18 protein-coding genes are annotated in these 19353 nt (G+C 49.9%); 9 read left to right on the top strand and 9 right to left on the bottom strand.

Going from position 1 to position 19353, the window contains the following annotated elements; all coding sequences use genetic code 11:
- Positions 1-43: 43 nt before the first annotated feature.
- Positions 44-1453 carry a hypothetical protein gene (locus ACYVJM_RS18050; RefSeq protein WP_461149631.1) on the bottom strand — a complete coding sequence of 470 codons (1410 nt, stop codon included), beginning with the start codon at positions 1451-1453 and terminating at the stop codon, positions 44-46.
- A 206-nt stretch (positions 1454-1659) separates the two neighbouring features.
- On the opposite strand from ACYVJM_RS18050, the gene rbfA reads away from it, so the two are divergent.
- Together rbfA and ACYVJM_RS18040 are read left to right on the top strand one after the other, a co-directional pair.
- On the top strand, positions 1660-2037 hold the full coding sequence (rbfA, locus tag ACYVJM_RS18045; RefSeq protein ID WP_461149630.1) for a 30S ribosome-binding factor RbfA: 378 nt from the start codon (positions 1660-1662) through the stop codon (positions 2035-2037).
- 95 nt (positions 2038-2132) lie between these two features.
- The gene (locus ACYVJM_RS18040; protein WP_461149629.1) at positions 2133-3341 is read left to right on the top strand and encodes an ABC transporter permease; all 1209 of its coding nucleotides are present in this window, start codon (positions 2133-2135) and stop codon (positions 3339-3341) included.
- A gap of 36 nt (positions 3342-3377) precedes the next feature.
- On the opposite strand, the gene ACYVJM_RS18035 is transcribed toward ACYVJM_RS18040, so the two are convergent.
- The 4 genes from ACYVJM_RS18035 to ACYVJM_RS18020 form a co-directional block, all read right to left on the bottom strand.
- Positions 3378-4463 carry a mevalonate kinase family protein gene (locus ACYVJM_RS18035; protein WP_461149628.1) on the bottom strand — a complete coding sequence of 362 codons (1086 nt, stop codon included), beginning with the start codon at positions 4461-4463 and terminating at the stop codon, positions 3378-3380.
- Between the two features lie 91 nt (positions 4464-4554).
- Positions 4555-5775 carry a sugar MFS transporter gene (locus ACYVJM_RS18030; protein WP_461149627.1) on the bottom strand — a complete coding sequence of 407 codons (1221 nt, stop codon included), beginning with the start codon at positions 5773-5775 and terminating at the stop codon, positions 4555-4557.
- 166 nt (positions 5776-5941) lie between these two features.
- Positions 5942-7318 carry a Gfo/Idh/MocA family protein gene (locus tag ACYVJM_RS18025; RefSeq protein ID WP_461149626.1) on the bottom strand — a complete coding sequence of 459 codons (1377 nt, stop codon included), beginning with the start codon at positions 7316-7318 and terminating at the stop codon, positions 5942-5944.
- A 143-nt stretch (positions 7319-7461) separates the two neighbouring features.
- Positions 7462-8550 carry an MBL fold metallo-hydrolase gene (locus ACYVJM_RS18020; RefSeq protein WP_461149625.1) on the bottom strand — a complete coding sequence of 363 codons (1089 nt, stop codon included), beginning with the start codon at positions 8548-8550 and terminating at the stop codon, positions 7462-7464.
- 299 nt (positions 8551-8849) lie between these two features.
- Here ACYVJM_RS18020 and ACYVJM_RS18015 point away from each other — a divergent pair, with 299 nt between their 5' ends.
- From ACYVJM_RS18015 to ACYVJM_RS18005, 3 genes are all read left to right on the top strand, one after another.
- Complete coding sequence (locus ACYVJM_RS18015; protein ID WP_461149624.1) at positions 8850-9281, top strand: 6-pyruvoyl trahydropterin synthase family protein; 432 nt, start codon at positions 8850-8852, stop codon at positions 9279-9281.
- Complete coding sequence (gene folE / locus ACYVJM_RS18010) at positions 9244-10017, top strand: GTP cyclohydrolase I FolE (RefSeq protein ID WP_461149623.1); 774 nt, start codon at positions 9244-9246, stop codon at positions 10015-10017. Before ACYVJM_RS18015 ends, folE begins: the two co-directional genes overlap by 38 nt.
- 90 nt (positions 10018-10107) lie before the next feature.
- Positions 10108-10809, top strand: coding sequence for an SDR family NAD(P)-dependent oxidoreductase (locus ACYVJM_RS18005; protein WP_461149622.1), 702 nt, complete (start codon positions 10108-10110; stop codon positions 10807-10809).
- A 71-nt stretch (positions 10810-10880) separates the two neighbouring features.
- On the opposite strand, the gene ACYVJM_RS18000 is transcribed toward ACYVJM_RS18005, so the two are convergent.
- Both ACYVJM_RS18000 and ACYVJM_RS17995 read right to left on the bottom strand, forming a co-directional pair.
- Positions 10881-12491 (bottom strand): aldehyde dehydrogenase (NADP(+)), encoded by a 1611-nt coding sequence (locus tag ACYVJM_RS18000; RefSeq protein ID WP_461149621.1) that lies wholly within the window; start codon positions 12489-12491, stop codon positions 10881-10883.
- 125 nt (positions 12492-12616) lie between these two features.
- Positions 12617-13543 carry a sugar phosphate isomerase/epimerase family protein gene (locus tag ACYVJM_RS17995; RefSeq protein ID WP_461149620.1) on the bottom strand — a complete coding sequence of 309 codons (927 nt, stop codon included), beginning with the start codon at positions 13541-13543 and terminating at the stop codon, positions 12617-12619.
- Between the two features lie 246 nt (positions 13544-13789).
- On the opposite strand from ACYVJM_RS17995, the gene ACYVJM_RS17990 reads away from it, so the two are divergent.
- Genes ACYVJM_RS17990 through ACYVJM_RS17975 form a run of 4 tightly spaced genes read left to right on the top strand, consistent with a single transcriptional unit; the run spans position 13790 to position 16936 of the window.
- The gene (locus tag ACYVJM_RS17990) at positions 13790-14737 is read left to right on the top strand and encodes a threonine ammonia-lyase (protein ID WP_461149619.1); all 948 of its coding nucleotides are present in this window, start codon (positions 13790-13792) and stop codon (positions 14735-14737) included.
- Position 14738: 1 nt separating this feature from the next.
- On the top strand, positions 14739-15146 hold the full coding sequence (locus ACYVJM_RS17985; protein ID WP_461149618.1) for a GNAT family N-acetyltransferase: 408 nt from the start codon (positions 14739-14741) through the stop codon (positions 15144-15146).
- A 54-nt stretch (positions 15147-15200) separates the two neighbouring features.
- Positions 15201-15563: a DUF3471 domain-containing protein gene (locus ACYVJM_RS17980; RefSeq protein ID WP_461149617.1), complete on the top strand. Its 363-nt coding sequence runs from the start codon at positions 15201-15203 to the stop codon at positions 15561-15563.
- 56 nt (positions 15564-15619) lie between these two features.
- On the top strand, positions 15620-16936 hold the full coding sequence (locus ACYVJM_RS17975) for a PQQ-dependent sugar dehydrogenase (protein ID WP_461149616.1): 1317 nt from the start codon (positions 15620-15622) through the stop codon (positions 16934-16936).
- A 63-nt stretch (positions 16937-16999) separates the two neighbouring features.
- Here ACYVJM_RS17975 and ACYVJM_RS17970 read toward each other — a convergent pair whose 3' ends face one another.
- Entirely contained in the window at positions 17000-18697 is a 1698-nt protein-coding gene (locus ACYVJM_RS17970; RefSeq protein ID WP_461149615.1) for a hypothetical protein, read from the bottom strand.
- Complete coding sequence (locus ACYVJM_RS17965; RefSeq protein WP_461149614.1) at positions 18687-19289, bottom strand: RNA polymerase sigma factor; 603 nt, start codon at positions 19287-19289, stop codon at positions 18687-18689. Before ACYVJM_RS17965 ends, ACYVJM_RS17970 begins: the two co-directional genes overlap by 11 nt.
- Between the last annotated feature and the right edge of the window lie 64 nt (positions 19290-19353).

Here is a 19353-nt window from a genome sequence, read left to right as displayed (position 1 = left end):
GATTTTTTTCGAGTGTCGGCAACGGTACTTTGTAAATGACACCTTATTTACGCTTGTATACGCCGGGAGAGGCCGTTTTTTCGTACTGGAGCGATAGGGCTGGCGCGCGTTGAAACAACTTTTCCACCACCTCTTCTCGGTCTATAATGTAGTCGGGAGGATCTTGCCGGAAGTGGTCAAATACATTGATGACGGATTCGTAGTTGTCCAGGTTCTTAAGGTCATACTTGGCCAAATCCCAGTTCAAATAGGGCGTAGCTAACCGGTTATGCCGATAAGCGCTCAGGTCTTCGCCAATGATCAGTACCCGCCGATTGGTAATATTGTCGGGCAGGGGAGAGGGTTGAACCTGTAAACTGCTCAGCCGGCCGAGGTTGGAACCGGGAATCAGACCCAGTGAACCCTGATAAAACAGTAGAAGCATCAGCGAAAAAGCAATCAGAAAGGTGATTTCGGCCAGCCACGCTTTGCGAATGTTCTCAAAGTAAAAGAACGCAAAATAGGCCATTGGCGGCACAAAACTCAGAAACATCATGGGGGCTAAAAAGGGCATTAAGCCAATGGTTAGAAAGGCGAAAAGAAACCAGATAGCCATAATTTGCTGGACCCGCTGTTGAAAGTTAACGTAGCGCCCCGCCCGATTGAACAGGCTCAGAAATCCCAATACGCCCAGCCCGAGTGGTATGAGCAGCGAGGCAATCAGCGACTTGAAATCAGAGAGCGAATACTGCCGGACCCGGAATACCGACGACAGCAGATTTCGGTTGAAATCGTCGAGGCTATCGCTCAGGTAATAGAACAGGACCGTAGCCGCAAAGGGAAACAGAAAGCCGAACAGTGACAAGGAATACTGCCGAAAAGTGGCACCCGTGTAGAACAGCAGCGAGAGAATGGCCCACAAAATGAACAGCGCCGAGGGTAGGTAGAACAGGGCCGCGATGCCGATATAAAACCCTACTTCAAACACTTCATCGGTAGCACCCCGCCGTTCCATTTGCCGGATCAGCGTACCAAAGGCCAGCAGCAAAAAACTCGTCGACATCAATACCGGCGAAAGCGTGAGGCAATCGAAGGACAGATGCATGAATAACATATAGATCAAACCTGGCCAAAACGTGCGGTCCGGATACACGTCCCGGTTGTTTGTCAGGTAGTTAAAGTAAACGATCTGGAATACGGAAACCAGCGTTGCGGCCGCGTGAAGCACCAGCGTAGACCGGCCAACGACGCTGTTGATACCCCAGTAGACTAATGCCGATAATGGGCTTATGCTATCCCATATGTCCCGATACAGTAAATTTCCCTGACTCATTTGCTCACCAACGAGCATCCAGTTGAGTTCAGGAATCAGCAGCGGAAAAGGATGTAACAACAAAGGCAGTCGAATGAGCAGCAATAAGCCCAGCAGACTGACGTACTGATACGGAAAATACGAGTTGAAGAAGCGTAGCAAAGTGCAGTGAAGCCGTTAATAATTTTCGGAAATACAGGGACTAATTGGCCGAGGAAGTAACTCGCTCTACCACTAGTCGACGGTAAAATTACAGGCAATTTCGGCAGAACGGAAAAATGGGCGGATATTTGCAGTATATAGGTCCGGTTGCCTGTAAACCATTCAGCACATTGGACCGTTCAGTTTAGTACCCAAGTACCGATAGTATGGAATCGAAAAGACAGCAGAAAGTATCCCGGCAGCTCCAGAAAGATTTAAGTGAAATCTTTCAGCGCGATGTGCCGCATTTGTTTAATGGGGCCTTCATTACGGTCACAAGCGTGCGTATATCGCCCGATTTGAGCGTTGCGCGGGTATATCTTAGTTTTCTGGCTACCAAGAATAAACAGTTGCTGCTGGAGACGATTCAGGAGAAGGGCAAAGTGCTCCGGCAACACCTCGGCGACCGGGTTCGCCATCAGTTACGGATTGTTCCTGAATTACATTTCTTCCTGGACGATACGGCTGATTATGCCGATAAGATGGATAAACTTTTCTCCGGCCTCGACATCCCGCCCGCTCCGGCAGAGGATGAAGACGAGTAATTGGTGAAGTAGTGTAGTAGGTAAATTAAGGGTTATTCAATTGATAGCCTGCTTAACCTGCTCCACTACATCACTTACGCCACTATTTACTATTTATGAATCTCCCCGTCTGGATTGCCCGTCGTTACTTCTTCTCCCGAAAAAAACGCAGTTTTATTAGCTGGCTGTCTATTCTATCGATGCTTGGCGTGGGTGTCGGCACCATGGCGCTGGTGGTGGTACTGTCCGTTTTTAACGGCATGGAGCAGTTGAATCAGCAGATATTCAGGACGTTTGAGGCCGATATGACCATTTCGCCGAAGCAGGGGAAGCGGTTCATGGCGACACCTGATTTAAAAAATCGACTGCAAAAGATACCGGGGGTAAATCTGCTGACGACCGTTGCTCAGGATAACGCACTGGCCCGTTATGGCAGTGCACAAACAGTTGTTCGATTGAAGGGCGTCGACGATAACTATCTGCAACGACAGCAACTCGACTCGGCATTGCTCGAAGGGAAACTACTGCTTCGTCGACAAGGGGTTAACTATGCGATTGTAGCGGACGGTGTTCGTAGTGATCTCACCATCTCGCCGATTGATATTCTGACACCCCTCGAAATTCTGTATCCACAAAGCGGACAGACATTTAGCGTACTCAATCCGGATGCGTTTAATCGTGAAGCATTCACGGTTTCGGGTGTGTTTTTTATCGAGTCGAAGTACGACAACTTTGTGCTGGCGCCTATTTCATCGGCACAAACCCTGTTTGGCTATCAACCCAACGAGGTAACGAGTATCGAAATCCAGCTACGGCCCGGAACCGACGAAGTTCAGGTAAAACAAGCGCTCCAGGACGTGGTTGGTGAAAAGTTAACCGTACAAAGTCGGGATGACCTGAATGTAGATCTTTATAGAGCTATACGCGTCGAAAAGTTATTCACTGCCCTGACACTTTCGTTCATTATTCTGGTTGCATCGATCAATATATTTTTCTCGCTTTCCATGCTGGTCATCGAGAAAAAAGAAGATATCCGGATTTTGTACGCGCTGGGTGCTACCCGGCCCATGGTACGCCGGATTTTTCTGACAGAAGGCGCCATCATTGCCTTAACCGGAGCCTTTGCCGGACTGCTATTGGGCATTGGCATTTGCCTCGCACAAGAGCGGTATGGGTTCATACGCATGGGTACCGAAAGTTCCATTATCGATTCCTACCCCGTACGCCTTGACACCAGTGATATTCTGCTAACGGGCGTGTTAACCATTGTGATGACCATCCTAACGTCCTGGTTTCCTGCCCAGCGAGCCGCTACGATTCGGTAAAGAAATGGGAGCGCCCAAAAAGGGCAAGACAAGTTGTTAGTCGGCCAGAGTCGTCGTTCCTTCGGCAACATTGATGACATACGCTTTTCCTCCCTCCCGTTCGATGGCTTCGGCCACTTCTTCCGGCTTTTCGGGTGCGTAGACAAACATGCATCCACCACCGCCCGATCCATTAATTTTACCCCCAAGTGCACCTGCCGTGAGAGCTGCGTCCAGCATACGGTTAATTTTCGGTGTCGAAATGCGTTGTGCTTCACGCAAATTAGCCTGATGGTCATTCAAAAGCTGGCCAAAACGAACGTGGCCGAAGTTTCTGTCAGAACCGTCCGATGCGCGCAGCATGGAGAGGGCATCTCTCAGAATATCGCGGTTCGAGAGGTTGCCTTTCAGGAGTATGTACTCGTCTTTTGACAGAAAATCCTTGAATTCCGATACCTCGGTAATGTCTGAGGTCTCAAGGGCGAATTGGGGATTGATGGTTTTCAAGTTCTTGATGATCGCCAGCATGCCAACTTTTACACGCTTAAGGATGCCAATCGTATCTTTTGGCTCCTGCGAATCGCCAAGCACAAAAGCGCCTAAGGGCGGGCTCAGCTTTTCTAACCGGATCTTGGGTTGAGACTCTAAATAAATGACGTTGCCAACCGCCGTTGAGTAGTGATCCATCATGCCGCCGGGCTCTCCGAACTCCAGTACTTCTGCCACATAGGCCAGTTCAGCAATTCGTTCGGCAGGTAACTTCGTTGACTGATCCGATAGCTGCGTGAGTACATTGAGCCAGGAAACAAGTAAAGCCGATGAGCTTGACGTGCCTGAGTTAATAGGAATATTGCCGTGAACCTCGCCGTCAATCCCTTTCTGAAAAGTGAACCCCTCCCGCAACAGCACATTAACCGCCGAACGGAAATAGTCCCGAATTTGCGGATAGGGCAATTCATGTCCGTCGAATGGTATATCGACAATGTCCTGAATATCCGGCAAATTCAACCGAAATCCACGCTGGTCGGTTGCCTGCGCGGTTACCTGAATACGGCGTGAAATAGCCGCGGCAATGACAGGTAGCCCTAAATAATCCTGATGTTCGCCAAAAAGGCAGATTCGGCCGGGAGTGGAAATTGTCATGAGTAGACGCAAAGAGCGCTAAGATTTTCAAAGAGCGCTTAAACATTGCGGTCCTTGCGAAACCTTAGCGCCCCTTGCCTTTAGGGATTAATTACCAGTTGGTCTTCTTATGACCCAGTAGAGCGTAATACAGAATGTAGCCGAATAAAGGTAAAAGCAGCGCGTAGGCCATTTTGGCGCTGATGGTATCGGTCAGATAACCATGTAGCAATGGTAATAAAGCCCCTCCCGAAATGCCCATAATCAACAACGCCGACCCAATCTTGGTAAACTTACCCAAGCGGTCCAAGGCTAACGGCCAGATAGCAGGCCACATTGGTGAAATGGCGAAACCTAACAGGGCAACACATAAAATAGACGTGAAGCCGTCGGTTAGAATTGCTCCCATGGTTAAAATCAGGGCCAGGATGGAGCCAACCCGTAATGCCATTTGTTGCGAGATGTATTTGGGGATTGCTACGATACCAAGGATATAACCAGCCAGTAAGCCATAAAGCGTATAAGTCGTAAAATATTTGGCTTCGTCATTGGTGAAGCCAATCGCTTTGCCGTAGTTGATAATCGTATCTCCGGCAATAACTTCGGCACCCACATAGCAAAAGATGGCTGCCACGCCCAACACCAGATTAGGAAACTGCCCAACGCTGGTCCGCGCCGTTAATTCAGCAGGGGCGTCGTCCTGCTCCTCCGATACTTCGGGAAGGTTAGAATAACGGATCAGAATCGCCAGCAAGATGAGTACACCGGTGAGAATCATGTAAGGCGTTACTACTTTCTCCAACGTAGCCGCTCCCGAAACAGCGTTAGCGCCCGTCAGCAATAATCCACCGAAAATAAACTGGCTGAAAATCCCCGCCAGTTTATTGGCAACACCCATGAAACTAATACGCTGAGCAGCACTTTCGCGGGGCCCAAGAATCGTTGCGTAGGGGTTCGATGCGGTTTGCAACACCGTTAGGCCAATACCGATGAGGAATAAGCCCACCAGAAACAAGGGGTACGAAACGGCTTTAGCCGCTGGCACGAAAATAATGGTGCCAACGGCCATAATGAGCAACCCCATCGACATGCCGTTCTTGAAACCTGTACGCTTTAGTAACGCCGACGAAGGAATGGCCATCAGCGTATAGGAAATGAAAAAGGCGAAAGCGACCAGGTTAGAACCTACTGTGCTTAAGTTAAACGCCTGCTTGAAAAAAGCAATCAACACGCTATTGACCCACGTTACGAAGCCAAAAACAAAGAAAAGGGCACCAATAATAAGCAGTGGGCCGGTATAATTTTGGGTTTTAGGCGGAGCAGTAGGTGTCATTGGCTTGGTTGCAAGGTCAGGAAAATAGATTTTAAAATTTTTTACAAATTAAAGATAGAAATCGGATTCTCGGCAATTATTAATGATTAGTTATAAGCTATAGCGTTAATAGGTCTGGTTGGCAAATTAACTATTGCCAACCAACCAATAGGGCCATGACCAAAAACTAATAAAGGTCATTCAGTCCGAAAATCGGTTTATTCGTTTTCCACTTTCCTTTGGTGAAATCAGGAATTTCGATGGGTTTGCTGCCTCCGGCGATGCTCTGTTCGGATAAGGGGCTGATGGCACTCCAGACGGCCGCGTCGTACACGTCGATAGGGACGGGTCCTTTCGCTTTTATCGATTCAATGAAGGCACGAATCACGAAGAAGTCAATACCACCGTGTCCGGCATTCTCGGCAGTTTGGGCGTGGCGTTTCCAGAGCGGATGGTCGTATTTTTCCTGGTAAGCCGCGAAGGGTTCCCAACTGTGTGGTTTAGGCGAAACTCCTTCCAGATAGATCATGTCGTTATCGTCCATCCAGATGCCATTGGTACCCTGAGCCCGGAAGCCAAGCGAGTACGGTCGGGGTGAGTTCGTATCGTGGATAATCACGATATTTTCGCCGTTAGCGCACTGAATAACGGTCGTGACCACGTCGCCAAGTTTAAAGTTAACCTTGGCGTTGGGGTGGTTGGGACCGCCTTTGTCGACAACGTATTTATGCAGACCCCGGCTTTTGGTTGCCGTACTTGTCAGGTGTGTAAAACGGTTACCCCGGTTAATATCGAGCCAATGGGCTACCGGTCCAAGGCCGTGGGTAGGGTAAAGATCGCCGTTTCGATCGACGGAGTGTTGGGTACGCCAGTGTGCTTCGGAGTAGCCCTTCTCGCCAAATTCGGCACCGACACCCCCAATCGATTTGCCGTCGTTGAACTTGATATTCCGCAAATCGTGCTGGTAGCCGCAGTGCGCGTAGGTCATTTCGCCAAACATGCCTTTCCGGATCATGTTCAATACCGCCAATACATCGCGACGGTAACAAACGTTTTCCAGAATCATACAGGGAGAGCCTGTTTTCTCGAACGCATTGACCAGATCCCATGACTCTTTCAGCGTCACCGTTGCAGATACTTCCACACCGGCATATTTACCCGCATGCATCGTTGCTACGGCCATAGGAACGTGCCACTCCCAGGGGGTTGCAATCACGACGCCGTCGATGTCGTCGCGTTTGAGCATATCCTTAAACGCTTCATCGCCTTTGCTGTAGGCCACCGGGGCCTTCCGGCCAGCCTTCTCGATCATGGCCGTTGTGCGGCTGATGGCTTCCTGTGCGGGGTCACAAATAGCGGTTATTTCGACATCATCTCGGTAAAGTGCCTGTTCAACATGGCTGCGTCCTCGTGAGCCAACGCCGATGAATGCCAGTCTGACTTTAGGGTCAGCGGGTTTGGCACCCGTTAGAATGGCCGGGAAAGCGGAGGTCGTTGCAACGGAAGTGACTGCGCCTGTAAGGGCAGCCGTACGAATAAACTGGCGCCGGGTAGGTGTCTGCATAGCGATATGAGCGTAGGAGAATTTACGAACCAAATAACGAGGTTTCGTATCAAAAAACATACGACGCGCTGTTTTTACCCATTGGCCTGACTGACGACGCAAGGAATCAGCCGATAGAGTCCATCCTTGCGTCGTCAATCAGGCTACTGATTCCACCAGACTGATTTAGGATAGTGAACACCTACCAACAGCGGCTCGCCAATCAGCGGGGTGGTAACGTCCAGTTTTTGTTCGGCAGCCCGCTTGGTAAATCGTTCAATTGATTCTTTCCAGCCGTGCGTCGAAAGAGAGAATTTAGCCCAGTGAACGGGCAATACTGTTTTAGCATGCAGATCCTGGGCTGCCGTGGCTACCTCTTCCGGAAACATGTGAATATTGGGCCAGTCTTTACCGTACTGCCCGCATTCGAGAATGGCCAGATCGAACGGGCCGTATTTATCGCCGATCTCTTTGAAATGCTTGCCGTAACCTGAATCGCCACCCAGATACAGCGAATAACCATGAAGCTTTAGCGCAAAAGCGGTCCATAGTGTTTTACCCCGTGTTAAACTACGTCCTGAAAAGTGACGGGCTGGCACCGCAGTCAAGTCAATATCGGTGTCGACGTGATGACTTTCCCACCAGTCAAACTCAACAATCTGGTCGGGTGTAGCTCCCCATTGCTCAAGGTGAGCTCCTACGCCAAGTGCCGTATAGAATTTTTTGACTCTGGGAATGAGCTGCTTGATCGTCAGATAGTCGAGGTGGTCATAATGGTCGTGGGAAAGGACCAGCATGTCAATTTTCTCCGGCATATCTTCCACTTTGTAAACATCAGACCCCGGAAACGCCTTGCCGAAAAAAGAAACAGGCGATGCGTTGCCGCTGAGAACCGGATCGACCAGAATGGTGATTCCTTTCGATTTAATAAGATAAGACGAGTGACCGAACCAGACAATGGTTGGAACAGAATCGGGTAATGCGTTAAGATCGGTACGAACGGATGGTAGCGGTCTGGGGGGAATATTATCCGGCGCTTTGTTGAAAAAATCGCTCATCATACCAATGTAGGAGGCATCTTCCCGCATGACTTCGGTCTTCTCCAGGTTTTGAAAAGAGCCGTCGCGGTAGTTAGGTGAGCGTCTGATTCGTTCCAGGCGTGTAGTGGCCGGGTTACTGCCAAACGTACTCTGCTGCATGAAAAGAAAGGTGGTGGCAATCAATCCGGTAATGATGAATAGTGTTAGTATCATTGGTTTTCGTAGGCGTTTCATGGGGGCACAACGGGTGCTTATCCTGTCTGGTTCCGTGGTCACTGGCTGAGTACATGAGAGGGAACATTACAGGATGAGCGGATGTTATTAGCCTGAACCGACAAAAAATTTTTGTTTAATCTTTATTGGGAAACGTTGAACAAAATCGAAGACTCGTCGGTTTATCAAGTATCAATCGCATACGAAAGAGCGTTCTGGCTACCCGCTCGGCTGTCTGCCTGTGTTGTACACAAACTTTGTAACGACAGGTTGATCGAACTTTAATTTGATTCATTTTTATGGATAATCTTCGGGCCAGTGCCCCACGGGTTGCGGTGTTTCGAAAGGAGCATTTCAACGCGGCTCATCGTCTGAACAACCCCAATTGGTCGGACGAGAAAAACACGCGGGTGTACGGCAAATGCAACAATCCCAATTACCACGGGCACAACTATGAGTTGATTGTGCAGGTTACTGGCCCAATAGATGACGAAACGGGTTATGTGATCGACATGAAGCAACTCAGCGATATTGTGAAAGAACACGTCTTGGATCGATTCGACCACAAGAATTTAAATCTGGACACCGAGGAGTTTGCTGATCTGAACCCATCGGCCGAAAACATTGCCATTGTCATCTACAACATTTTACGAAATCAACTAAGCGAGGGCTTAGACCTTAAAATCAGACTTTATGAAACTGAACGGAACTTCGTCGAATACCCCGTCTAATGGCACCCCGTTGAATGGTCAACCGACAAACGGTAGCCATAAAAATGGATACTCGCTGGACGATGTCTACACAGACGAATTGGTGGATGAAATTGGTGATGCGCACGGTGCTTCCTCCATTGACACCCCCATGCGTCCTGATGCCTTCGCACTGGACGATGACTTGAAAATTGACCTTATTGAAGAACATTTCCGGGAAATAATGAATATCCTGGGGCTTGACCTGACCGATGACAGTTTGAAGGGATCGCCACGTCGGGTCGCCAAGATGTATATAAATGAAGTGTTTAGCGGCCTGAATCCTGCCAACAAGCCCAAGGCAACTTTATTTGATAATAAGTTTCGGTACAATGAAATGCTGGTCGAGAAAGACATTACCGTTCAGACCTACTGCGAGCACCACTTTGTCCCCATTATGGGTAAAGCACACGTGGCTTATATCTCCAGCGGCAAAGTAATTGGCTTGTCGAAACTCAACCGCATTGTTGAATATTTCAGCAAGCGCCCTCAGGTACAGGAGCGTCTAACGGTTCAGATAGCTGAGGAGTTGAAGCGTGTTCTCGAAACTGAGGATGTGGCCGTCATCATTGATGCCAAGCATCTGTGTGTGTCGACACGGGGTATCCACGACGTTAATAGCTCAACAATTACGGCATCATACAGTGGCAAATTTTCTGAAGATGCCACCAAGCAGGAGCTACTGCGGTACGTAACGCAGCCAAGTGTGAATATTTAGAGAACCAAAGTTTTTATGTGAGACTCTCAAACTGGAATAATGCCTGTTTCGGGGAGTTCTACACCCAATTACACTTCATCAACTTAAATTATGCAGGGTAAAAATATTCTCATCATTGGTGCAAGCTCGGGTATTGGCCATTCGCTGGCTTTACAGCTCCAGGCGCAGGGTGCAACGCTTTTTACCGCCGGTCGAACGCAGCCCGAAGGTATTCAGTCCACGCACATGGTATGGGATATTACCCAGACACCTGCCGTCGACGCGCTTAACCAACTCCCCGACACGCTGCATGGGCTGGTTTATTGCCCGGGAACGATCAACCTTAAACCTTTCCAACGGCTTACCCTAGACGATTACCGTCATGATTTCGAGGTAAATGTCCTGGGTGCGGTGAGTGCCATTCACGCCAGTTATGCGGTCATCAAAAAGTCGAAATCGGCCAGTATTATATTATTTAGCACGGTGGCGGCTAAGCTGGGAATGGGCATGCATTCGTCCGTATCCGTGGCCAAATCGGCGGTTGAAGGACTTGGTAAATCATTAGCGGCTGAGTTAGCACCCTTCAATGTCCGGGTAAATGTTTTGGCACCTTCTCTGACCGATACACCTTTAGCGGGTTTCCTGCTGGGAGATGATACCAAACGGGAGGCTGCCAACAAACGGCATCCGCTCAACCGATATGGTACACCTGAGGATATTTCCGGTATGGCTGCCTATTTACTCACCGATCAGGCGAGTTGGATAACCGGACAAGTTATTGGCATTGATGGTGGTATGGGAAGCCTGAAATAATCAATCAACAGACCAAAAAAAGCGGTGCCACGGTTTTAAACCGTGGCACCGCTTTTTTTGCTTACTTTTTATTATTTCGTAATCATTCCATCCACGTTCCGCCAAATGCCGAGGGGGTTAGCGTTTTGTAGAGCAGCCGGCAGTAACTCATCAGGGAAACTTTGGTAGGTCACAGGCCGGACAAACCGCAGGATAGCAGCCGTACCTACTGATGTAGACCGGCTATCGCTGGTGGCGGGGAATGGACCACCGTGGGTCATCGCTTCCGATACTTCGACGCCTGTTGGGTAGCCGCCAAACAATACCCGTCCTGCTTTGGCCTGAAGTAAAGAGACCCAATCGACTGACGAGAAGGTCAGTTCAGCTGGTGTGGCATAAATGGTGGCCGTAAGCTGACCTTCCAGCGTTATCAGGCATTCTTCCAGCTCCGCTTCGGTCTCGCAAACGACAATCAGCGATGTTGGTCCGAAAACCTCTTCGCTCAGTGCCGGGCTGCTCAGAAAAATAGGGGCCGTTGTACTCAATACCGCCGGGCGTCCCTGCGTTTGGCTGCTTTCGGCATCAGCGTCAGCTTCGGCCAGCACGCGAACACCCGGGATGATCCGGTTTTGCTGAACGCCTTTTTGATACGCCTGACAGATACCCGCGTTAAGCATAGTTGCTGGTGCCGATGCCCGAATCTTTTCGGCCACTGTATCCAGAAAAACCTGTGTTTTGGGCGAATCGAGCAAGAAAACCAGCCCCGGATTGGTGCAAAATTGGCCCACACCCAGGGTTATTGAGCCCGCTAGTCCGGCGGCTACTGTTGCGGCAGAGTTTGGTCCTGCCTCCTGGCTAATCGCACCCGGTAAGACAACAAACGGATTGACGGCACTCATTTCGGCATAAACGGGAATGGGCTCGGGGCGGCTCTGAGCCACGCGCAACAGCGCCAGCCCGCCAGCTCTTGAACCCGTAAAACCGACTGCCTTCACAGCCGGATGCGCTACCAGTTGCTGAGCTACCTCAATGTCGGCATGAAGCAGCGAGAAAACGCCATCGGGCATTCCGGATTTCTGAGCAGCTGTTACAATGGCTTGACCTACCAAAGACGATGTACCCGGATGCGAGGGGTGCGCCTTCACGACAACCGGACAACCGGCGGCCAAGGCCGACGCCGTATCGCCACCGGCTACCGAGAAAGCGAGTGGGAAATTACTGGCGCCAAAAACAACGACTGGACCCAGGGGTACCAGCATTCGGCGCAAGTCGGGACGGGGTAGGGGCTGCCGGTCGGGGAGGGCCGGATTAATACGGGCATCCACCCACGAACCTTCACGAAGTACATTGGCGAACAACCGTAACTGCCCCGTGGTGCGGCCCCGCTCGCCCGAAATCCGACCTGTGGGCAACCCGCTCTCCAGCACGGCCCGCTCGATGAGTTCATCACCAATAGATTCTATTTCGGCGGCAATAGCCTCTAAAAAATCGGCTCGTTGCGCCCCGCTAAGCTTAGCATAAATCGGAAACGCTTCGGCGGCTTTGTCGATGGCCAGATTTGCCTGTTCTGCGGATACGTTTGCGAAGTCTTCGGCAAGATTCTCGTGTAGGGAAGGCGCAAAAGCCTTGAAAAAGTTGCCGTCGCCGGTAACGGGCTCATTGCCAATAAAGCTGAGAGTGACAGATTGTTGCGTGGTTGACATACGTTTGAATGAATCGGAACCTGACGTAAGTATAGGTTTTAAGGGGAACAACAGGAAGGTTAAAAAAGTGGCCTGAGTACGCATGTTCGTGCGTAGACAGGCCATGAAATTGACATTACGGACTTTTAAGCTATTGGCCCCACGCGCTCCAGCACCGCTTTTGCCTGCCGGATACCAGCGTATTCGTCCAGTTTATCGCCTTCATATTCGATACCAATAATACCTTTGAACTTGCTGTCTTTCACAATCTTGAGGATTCGGTTGTAGTCGGTTTCAACGCAATTGCCGTTGGCGTCGAAGTCATAGAACTTAGCCGATGCGCCTTTGGCGAAGGGCATTAGTTCTGCAGTGCCTTTATACCGATCATATTCTTCGGCACACGTATGATTATCGCCACGTTTGATGCAGAAGTTGCCGAAGTCGGGGAGGGTACCTACGTTCTTCATGCCTACCTGCTTCATCACGCCGGAAAGCCACTGGCCATTGGACGAATACCCGCCGTGGTTTTCCACGATCACATTGATATTCATCGTTTTGGCAAATTCGCCCAGTTTGCTCAGACCGTCAACGGCTGCTTTGGCTACTTCTTCGGCAGTACCCTGTCCGGCGGCATTGACCCGAATGGTTTTACAACCCAGGTATTTAGCACATTCAACCCATTTGTGGTGGTTTTCGACGGCCTTCATTCGTTCGGCAGCATCCGAAGCACCCAGGTTGCCTTCCCCGTCGATCATGATGAGGTTATTCGTGATGCCGTTGTCCTTGCATCGGGCCAGCAGGTCGTTGAGGTAGGTTTTGTCCTGCGCTTTGTCTTTAAAGAACTGGTTTACATATTCAACAATGCTGATATCGAATTCTTTACGGGCAATGCCGGGGAAGTCCAGGTTAGTAATTTTTTTGGCAAACAGTGCTTTATGGAGCGACCACTCGGCCAGCGAAATATCGAAGAACATCTTCTTCGCGGGGGCTTCCGCAAAAGCAGTTGGCACAATGGCCATAGCCGCCAATGAGCCGGCAGCTTGTTTCAAAAACGAACGACGGTCGGAGGTCATAACGAAACGGGTTTACGAGACATAGGTTTTGGGTAAGCAGTCGGTTGCTTATCTGATAAAGAAAGAAGACAAGGCTAAATTACTCATTTGATTAGTTGAGGGCGCTTTGGTTTAGGTCATATGGAATTGTTTTCTTCCGTAATTTGCCCGAAACTGATAAAACGGCTCCAGGCAACTTCTGGTTGTTTGCATTCGTAGAAGTAAAGTCTTAATAAACAACCGGAGGCTGTTTGCGCCTTCTACCGCATGATCACACCCGAAATCATTCAGGAAGCGCATGGCCGCATCCACCCATACATTCACCGGACCGCCGTACTCACCAATCAAACCATCAACGAACGGGCGGGAGCGGAGTTGTTTTTCAAATGTGAGAACTTTCAGAAAATAGGGGCCTTTAAGGCACGGGGTGGTCTGAATGCTGTGCTGCAGGTCGCTCAGTATCAGGAAGGGTCGGCGATTACTACGCACTCGTCGGGCAACCACGCGCAGGCTGTAGCCTTTGCGGCCCGGCAGGTTGGCATGCCCGCATACATAGTGATGCCGCGCACCGCTCCGCAAGTGAAAAAAGATGCCGTGCTTGGTTATGGGGCGGAGGTGATCGAGTGCGAACCAACCCTGGATGCCCGCGAGGCTGGCGTTCGGGAAGTTATAGCGCGAACCGGTGCGGTACTCGTTCACCCTTTCGATGATGATCGGGTTATTGCCGGACAAGCTACAGCCGCAAAAGAACTTATTGAAGATTTTGGCAGCGATCGGCCATTTGATGTTATTCTGACGCCCGTAGGTGGGGGCGGGTTGTTAAGCGGAACGGCCCTGGCAACACATTACCTGTCTGCGTCAACCCGCGTCATTGCCGGAGAGCCAGAAGGGGCCGCCGATGCAATTCTGTCTTTTAGAAGTGGTCAGGTTGAGAAAGCGCCTTATATTAACACCATTGCCGACGGGCTCATGACCAGCCTCAGTGAACGAACGTTAGCCATCATCCGCGAGCACGTTACGGATATTCTGACGGTATCTGATCCCGAAATCATTGCGGCCATGCGGCTCGTCTGGGAGCGGATGAAAATCATCATTGAGCCATCCTGTGCGGTTCCGCTGGCCGCTGTGTTAAAGCATAAAGCTCAGTTTGCCGGGCAAAAGATTGGTATTATACTAACCGGTGGAAATGTCGATTTAGGAAAGCTGCCGTTTTGATATGGTGCATATACAAGCCATTGCTGCCGAGGAAACATATCCGCTCCGCCATTCAGTTCTGTGGCCCGATAAGCCTTTCGATTATGTAAAAATCGATAATGACGACGAGGGACACCACTTCGGCGCCTTTCGGGAGAACGAGCTGATTGCCGTCATTTCATTGTTTGTCAATGGAGAAGAAAGCCGTTTTCGCAAATTTGCCGCCCGCCCGGACTGTCAGCGGCAGGGCGTAGGAACGCTGCTGCTGAATCATGTAATCTACGAAGCCAAGCAATTAGGTGCTACTTTTCTTTGGTGTGATGCCCGGCTGGAGACTGCCGATTTTTACCGCCGGTTTGGTATGGAGGCCATTAGCGAGGTATTTTATAAAGGCCCGATTCCCTATGCCAAATTTTCGCGTACCTTGTAAGTAACTGGTGCCTAATTCGGATCCATTCTTACTAAACCTTAACGTCCTATTCTTATGAAATACGTACTGAATCTAATCTTGGTCGTTTGCCTGTTGGCAATAGGAACAAAATCAAATGCGCAGACAGCTCCGGCCGACACGGCGAATCTTAAAGCCTATGCAGGTTCGTACACCTTTGCCAGTGGTAGCCCGATTCAGAAGTTTACCGTTACGACCGAAAAAGGTGAGCTGTTTGGTGAAGCAGACACATTCGGAAAAAATAAACTGGTGAAGCAAGCCAAGGCCGATACCTATCAATCAACCAGTTCCTACGGCTCCATCATCACGTTTGTCCGGGATGCTGCTACCAAAGCTGTAACAAGTATGACGATGGCGGTTCAGGGTACCGAATTAGCGGCTAAGAAGGACAATCCATAACCAAACGATTGCTCAGGGAGTTGAGTAAGCAATGCTATAATTGACTCAACTCAACGATGAAAACAACAAAAATTGTACTGTCAGCCGCTGTATTGTCAGCTACTATGCTGGCCTGTAATCAGAAGAAAGACACAAGCCAAACCGGAGAAACGGTAGCGACTGCCGACACCACACTTGCGTTACCGGCACCTTACGCAACGGCGTCAAGCCAGAAGTTTAGTAATGTCGTTGGCTGGCCGGAAGGTAAAACACCCCAGGCACCGGCTGGCTTTACCGTTACGGAATACGCTCGTGATTTAGCGAGTCCCCGCTGGCTTTACGTTGCCCCAAACGGTGATGTATTTGTGGCCGAGTCCAACACCGAACGAAAGGGTATCAAAACGAAAGTGGTGAATGCCGTAACGGGCAAGAGCAATTCAGAGCGTACTGAAGCCAGCGCCAATCGAATCACCCTTCTGCGTGATACCAACAGGGATGGCAAACCGGATGTAAAAGAGCCCTTTCTAACGGGCTTGAATCAGCCGTTTGGTATGCTGGTGCTGGGTAATAGCTTCTACGCGGCTAACACCGACGGGATTATGATGTATGACTATAAACCCGGCCAAACGAAGATAACCGCCCCCGGTAAGAAAATCCTGAGTTTACCCGCCGGTGGCTATAACAACCACTGGACACGTAATTTACTGGCCAGTCCGGACGGTAAAAAGATATTCGTGTCGGTGGGTTCGGGTAGTAACGTAGCTGAGCACGGCATCGAAAACGAAGTGCGTCGGGCTAATATTATCGAAATCAATCCGGATGGAACAGGTGAGAAAGTTTATGCCAGTGGCCTGCGGAATCCGGTAGGTATGGGCTGGCAACCTACTACCAAAACCTTGTATACCGCCGTTAACGAACGCGATGAATTGGGCGACGAACTCGTTCCCGACTACCTGACCAGCGTAAAAGAAGGTGCTTTTTACGGATGGCCTTACTCATATTATGGGCAGAATGAAGATCCCCGCCGAAAAGGTGAGCGTCCCGATCTGGTGAAAAAAGCCGTCGTCCCGGATGTGCCGCTGGGCGCGCACACGGCTTCATTAGGCCTGGCTTTTTATGACAAAACTGCTTTTCCGGAAAAGTATCGTAATGGGGCCTTCGTTGGCCAGCATGGTTCCTGGAATCGATCGTCATTCTCGGGCTATAAAGTGGTTTTTGTGCCATTTGAGGAAGGTAAACCCGGCAAGCCGGAAGATTTCCTGACGGGATTCCTGACTGGTAAGGACAAAGACGCATACGGTCGACCAGTTGGCGTTGCTGTTTTACCCGATGGTTCCATGCTGGTAGCAGATGATGCCGGTGGCCGAATCTGGCGAATAGCGGCAACTAACTAAGTTGAGTAGTGTACCAATAAGAAAGGGGCCGCATATGCGGCCCCTTTCTTATTGCCAGGATTATTAAAACTGATAGAGCAATCGTGCCCGGAGGCCCATCAGCGTAGAGGATTGCCAGTTTTGACCGGGCTGAAAAGGTTGGGGTGCCGCTTGTGTCGGTATCGTCAATACAGGGCTACCCTGCAACACCCAATGTCCGCTTTGCCATTCGATACCTGCACTTAAGGCAACATTATTGATTAAGGGAGCAGTCCGTTTGTCGCTGACGCTGATTTGTTCAAACCCTCGTTGAGGAATGGGTACCTGACAGAAATAAGTTGCATTTTCGGTGCTTGAAATCGTAAAATAAGTCCCTGCTGTTGGTATGAATGACACGTTCTTGCTAAGCGCAACCCGATAGCCTACAGAAATAGGGAGAAGTATGCGGGTAGTACGGGTATCTATGTTGAAGATATCACGTCGGGGATCGATTCCATGGGCAAACTCTTTCCGGAAATCCCGGCGCATACGAATGTCGAAATCAAAATCACTACCAAATTTGTCTCCTGAATAGTTAGCCTGGCTCAGTCCGGCACTCACTGCCCAGTGTTTACCCAGCAGGACTTCTGTAAATACTCCCGCACCCGTTAGTTTGGAGGCAATTTCGCCACCAATGCCAGCCCTGAATTGTACGCCTGTTGGGAGCACAGGTTGGCTTTCGGGTGCCTGGGTCGGCTCAGCACCACCTACAACCGTTGTTCGCGCCGGACGCATGCGCTTTGCACGCAGAGACATCATTTTCGTCCAGTTAGTACTCGGCATCGACAGCGGTAAACTATTGATCGACTCAATGGTAACTGAAGTCAATGGGTTGTTCGACTCGGATAGTGTTGATCCAATTGGTGCCAGGCTGTAATCAGTCTGGTTTGGTATCGATCCCTTAACCAAGCCAGTAACCTTATTGCCTTTTCCATATGTCGAACCAGCCATAAACTCACCGGACGAACCTGCTTCCCGATTGTTCGCGTACTGGCCACGCTGTTTCCGCTCGCGGGTGGACCGATTGGCTATTCGGGGCGATTTTACGGTAGTACTGTTGAAATTTTCACTGGCAATAGACGAAGTAGACGATTCACCATACGCGTTTATATTCGGGTTATTGGTTAAATTATCCGGTTGATTTCCCTGATTCACTGCCCTTTGACCCCGGTTAGTTGTCGCATACCGTTGCTCTTGTTGTTCTAACGGCGCTCCCGGTCGGTCAGTATATTGCTCTTCATTAGGCGGAACGACATGGGATTTTGACGGCACAGCAACGTAACGGGTTATGTACACCGTATCTCGTGGCTGTTGATGGACCAGGTTCGGGTTACCACCCGACGCTGGTGACCCTGGTTGGAGAGCGGGCGATGCTCCGTTTTCTTCGTGTTGTCTTTGCGTTACCTTATCGTCTTCCGGAGCTGTATGGCCGGGTTGGCTTTTTGCTGATTGGCTGGACGCTGGTTTTTTTAATTGACTTATCGTTTCCCGTAGTTGATTGATCTCACGCTGTTGCCAGAAGCCAAAGCTTACCATGACGACAGCACTTACAGTGGCCGCTGCCATTAACCAGGGCTTGGCAGCCCATATACTACCAAAAGGCTGGCCAGGGTTTTGCGGAGCCGGTTGAGGCATTCCAGTTTGCAGGGAAGCCTGCATCCGGGTCCAGTCTTTTTCGGAAAATTCCGGCCGAATACTTTCCAGTTTTCGCCGGATAATATCGGAAAATCGGTCAGTTTTCATGATACGGAATTGAGGCTGTAGAGCCTGATTTAAAATATTGGGCTTCTTTGAGCAGGATTTGTAGTTTCTGCCGGGCACGGGCAAAATTAGAACGCACCGTTGCCTCATTATGGCTAAGGATGCCCGCTATCTCGTGAAGACTATAGCCATCTACAACGTGCATCATGAATACCGTTCGATACGTTGGAGATAACTGTTGTACTAAGGCTAAAATGTCCTCAGCGGCAATCTGATCGACTACGTCTACATCAAAGGCCACCTGCTCGCCTGTTTCGAGGGAAGCATGTTGTTCAAATCGATGGTTTTTTCGGTAATGGCTAATGGCTGTGTTGACTAAAATGGTCCGCAGCCACGCTTTAAAAGGTAATGTTTCGTCATAACTGTCCAGATGTTGAAATGCTTTTAAAAACCCTTCGTTCAGCACGTCTTCCGCTTCTTCAACACTCGAACTGTAGCGCAGACAAATGCTCTTGGCATACCCAAAAAATTGTTTGAATAGCGTTCGTTGCGCGCGCGGGTCGTTGGCGCGGCAGGCCCGAATGACACTCAGCAGGTCATTATCGGCGAACGAGGACGATTTTCGGAAAAACAAAATTTGGTCGGATTTATGTAAACATTTCTGACTACAAAAAGACTACGCAACATCAACGTATAAC

This window comes from Spirosoma pulveris (assembly GCF_054781875.1).
This window is presented reverse-complemented; position numbering and strand designations above follow the sequence as displayed.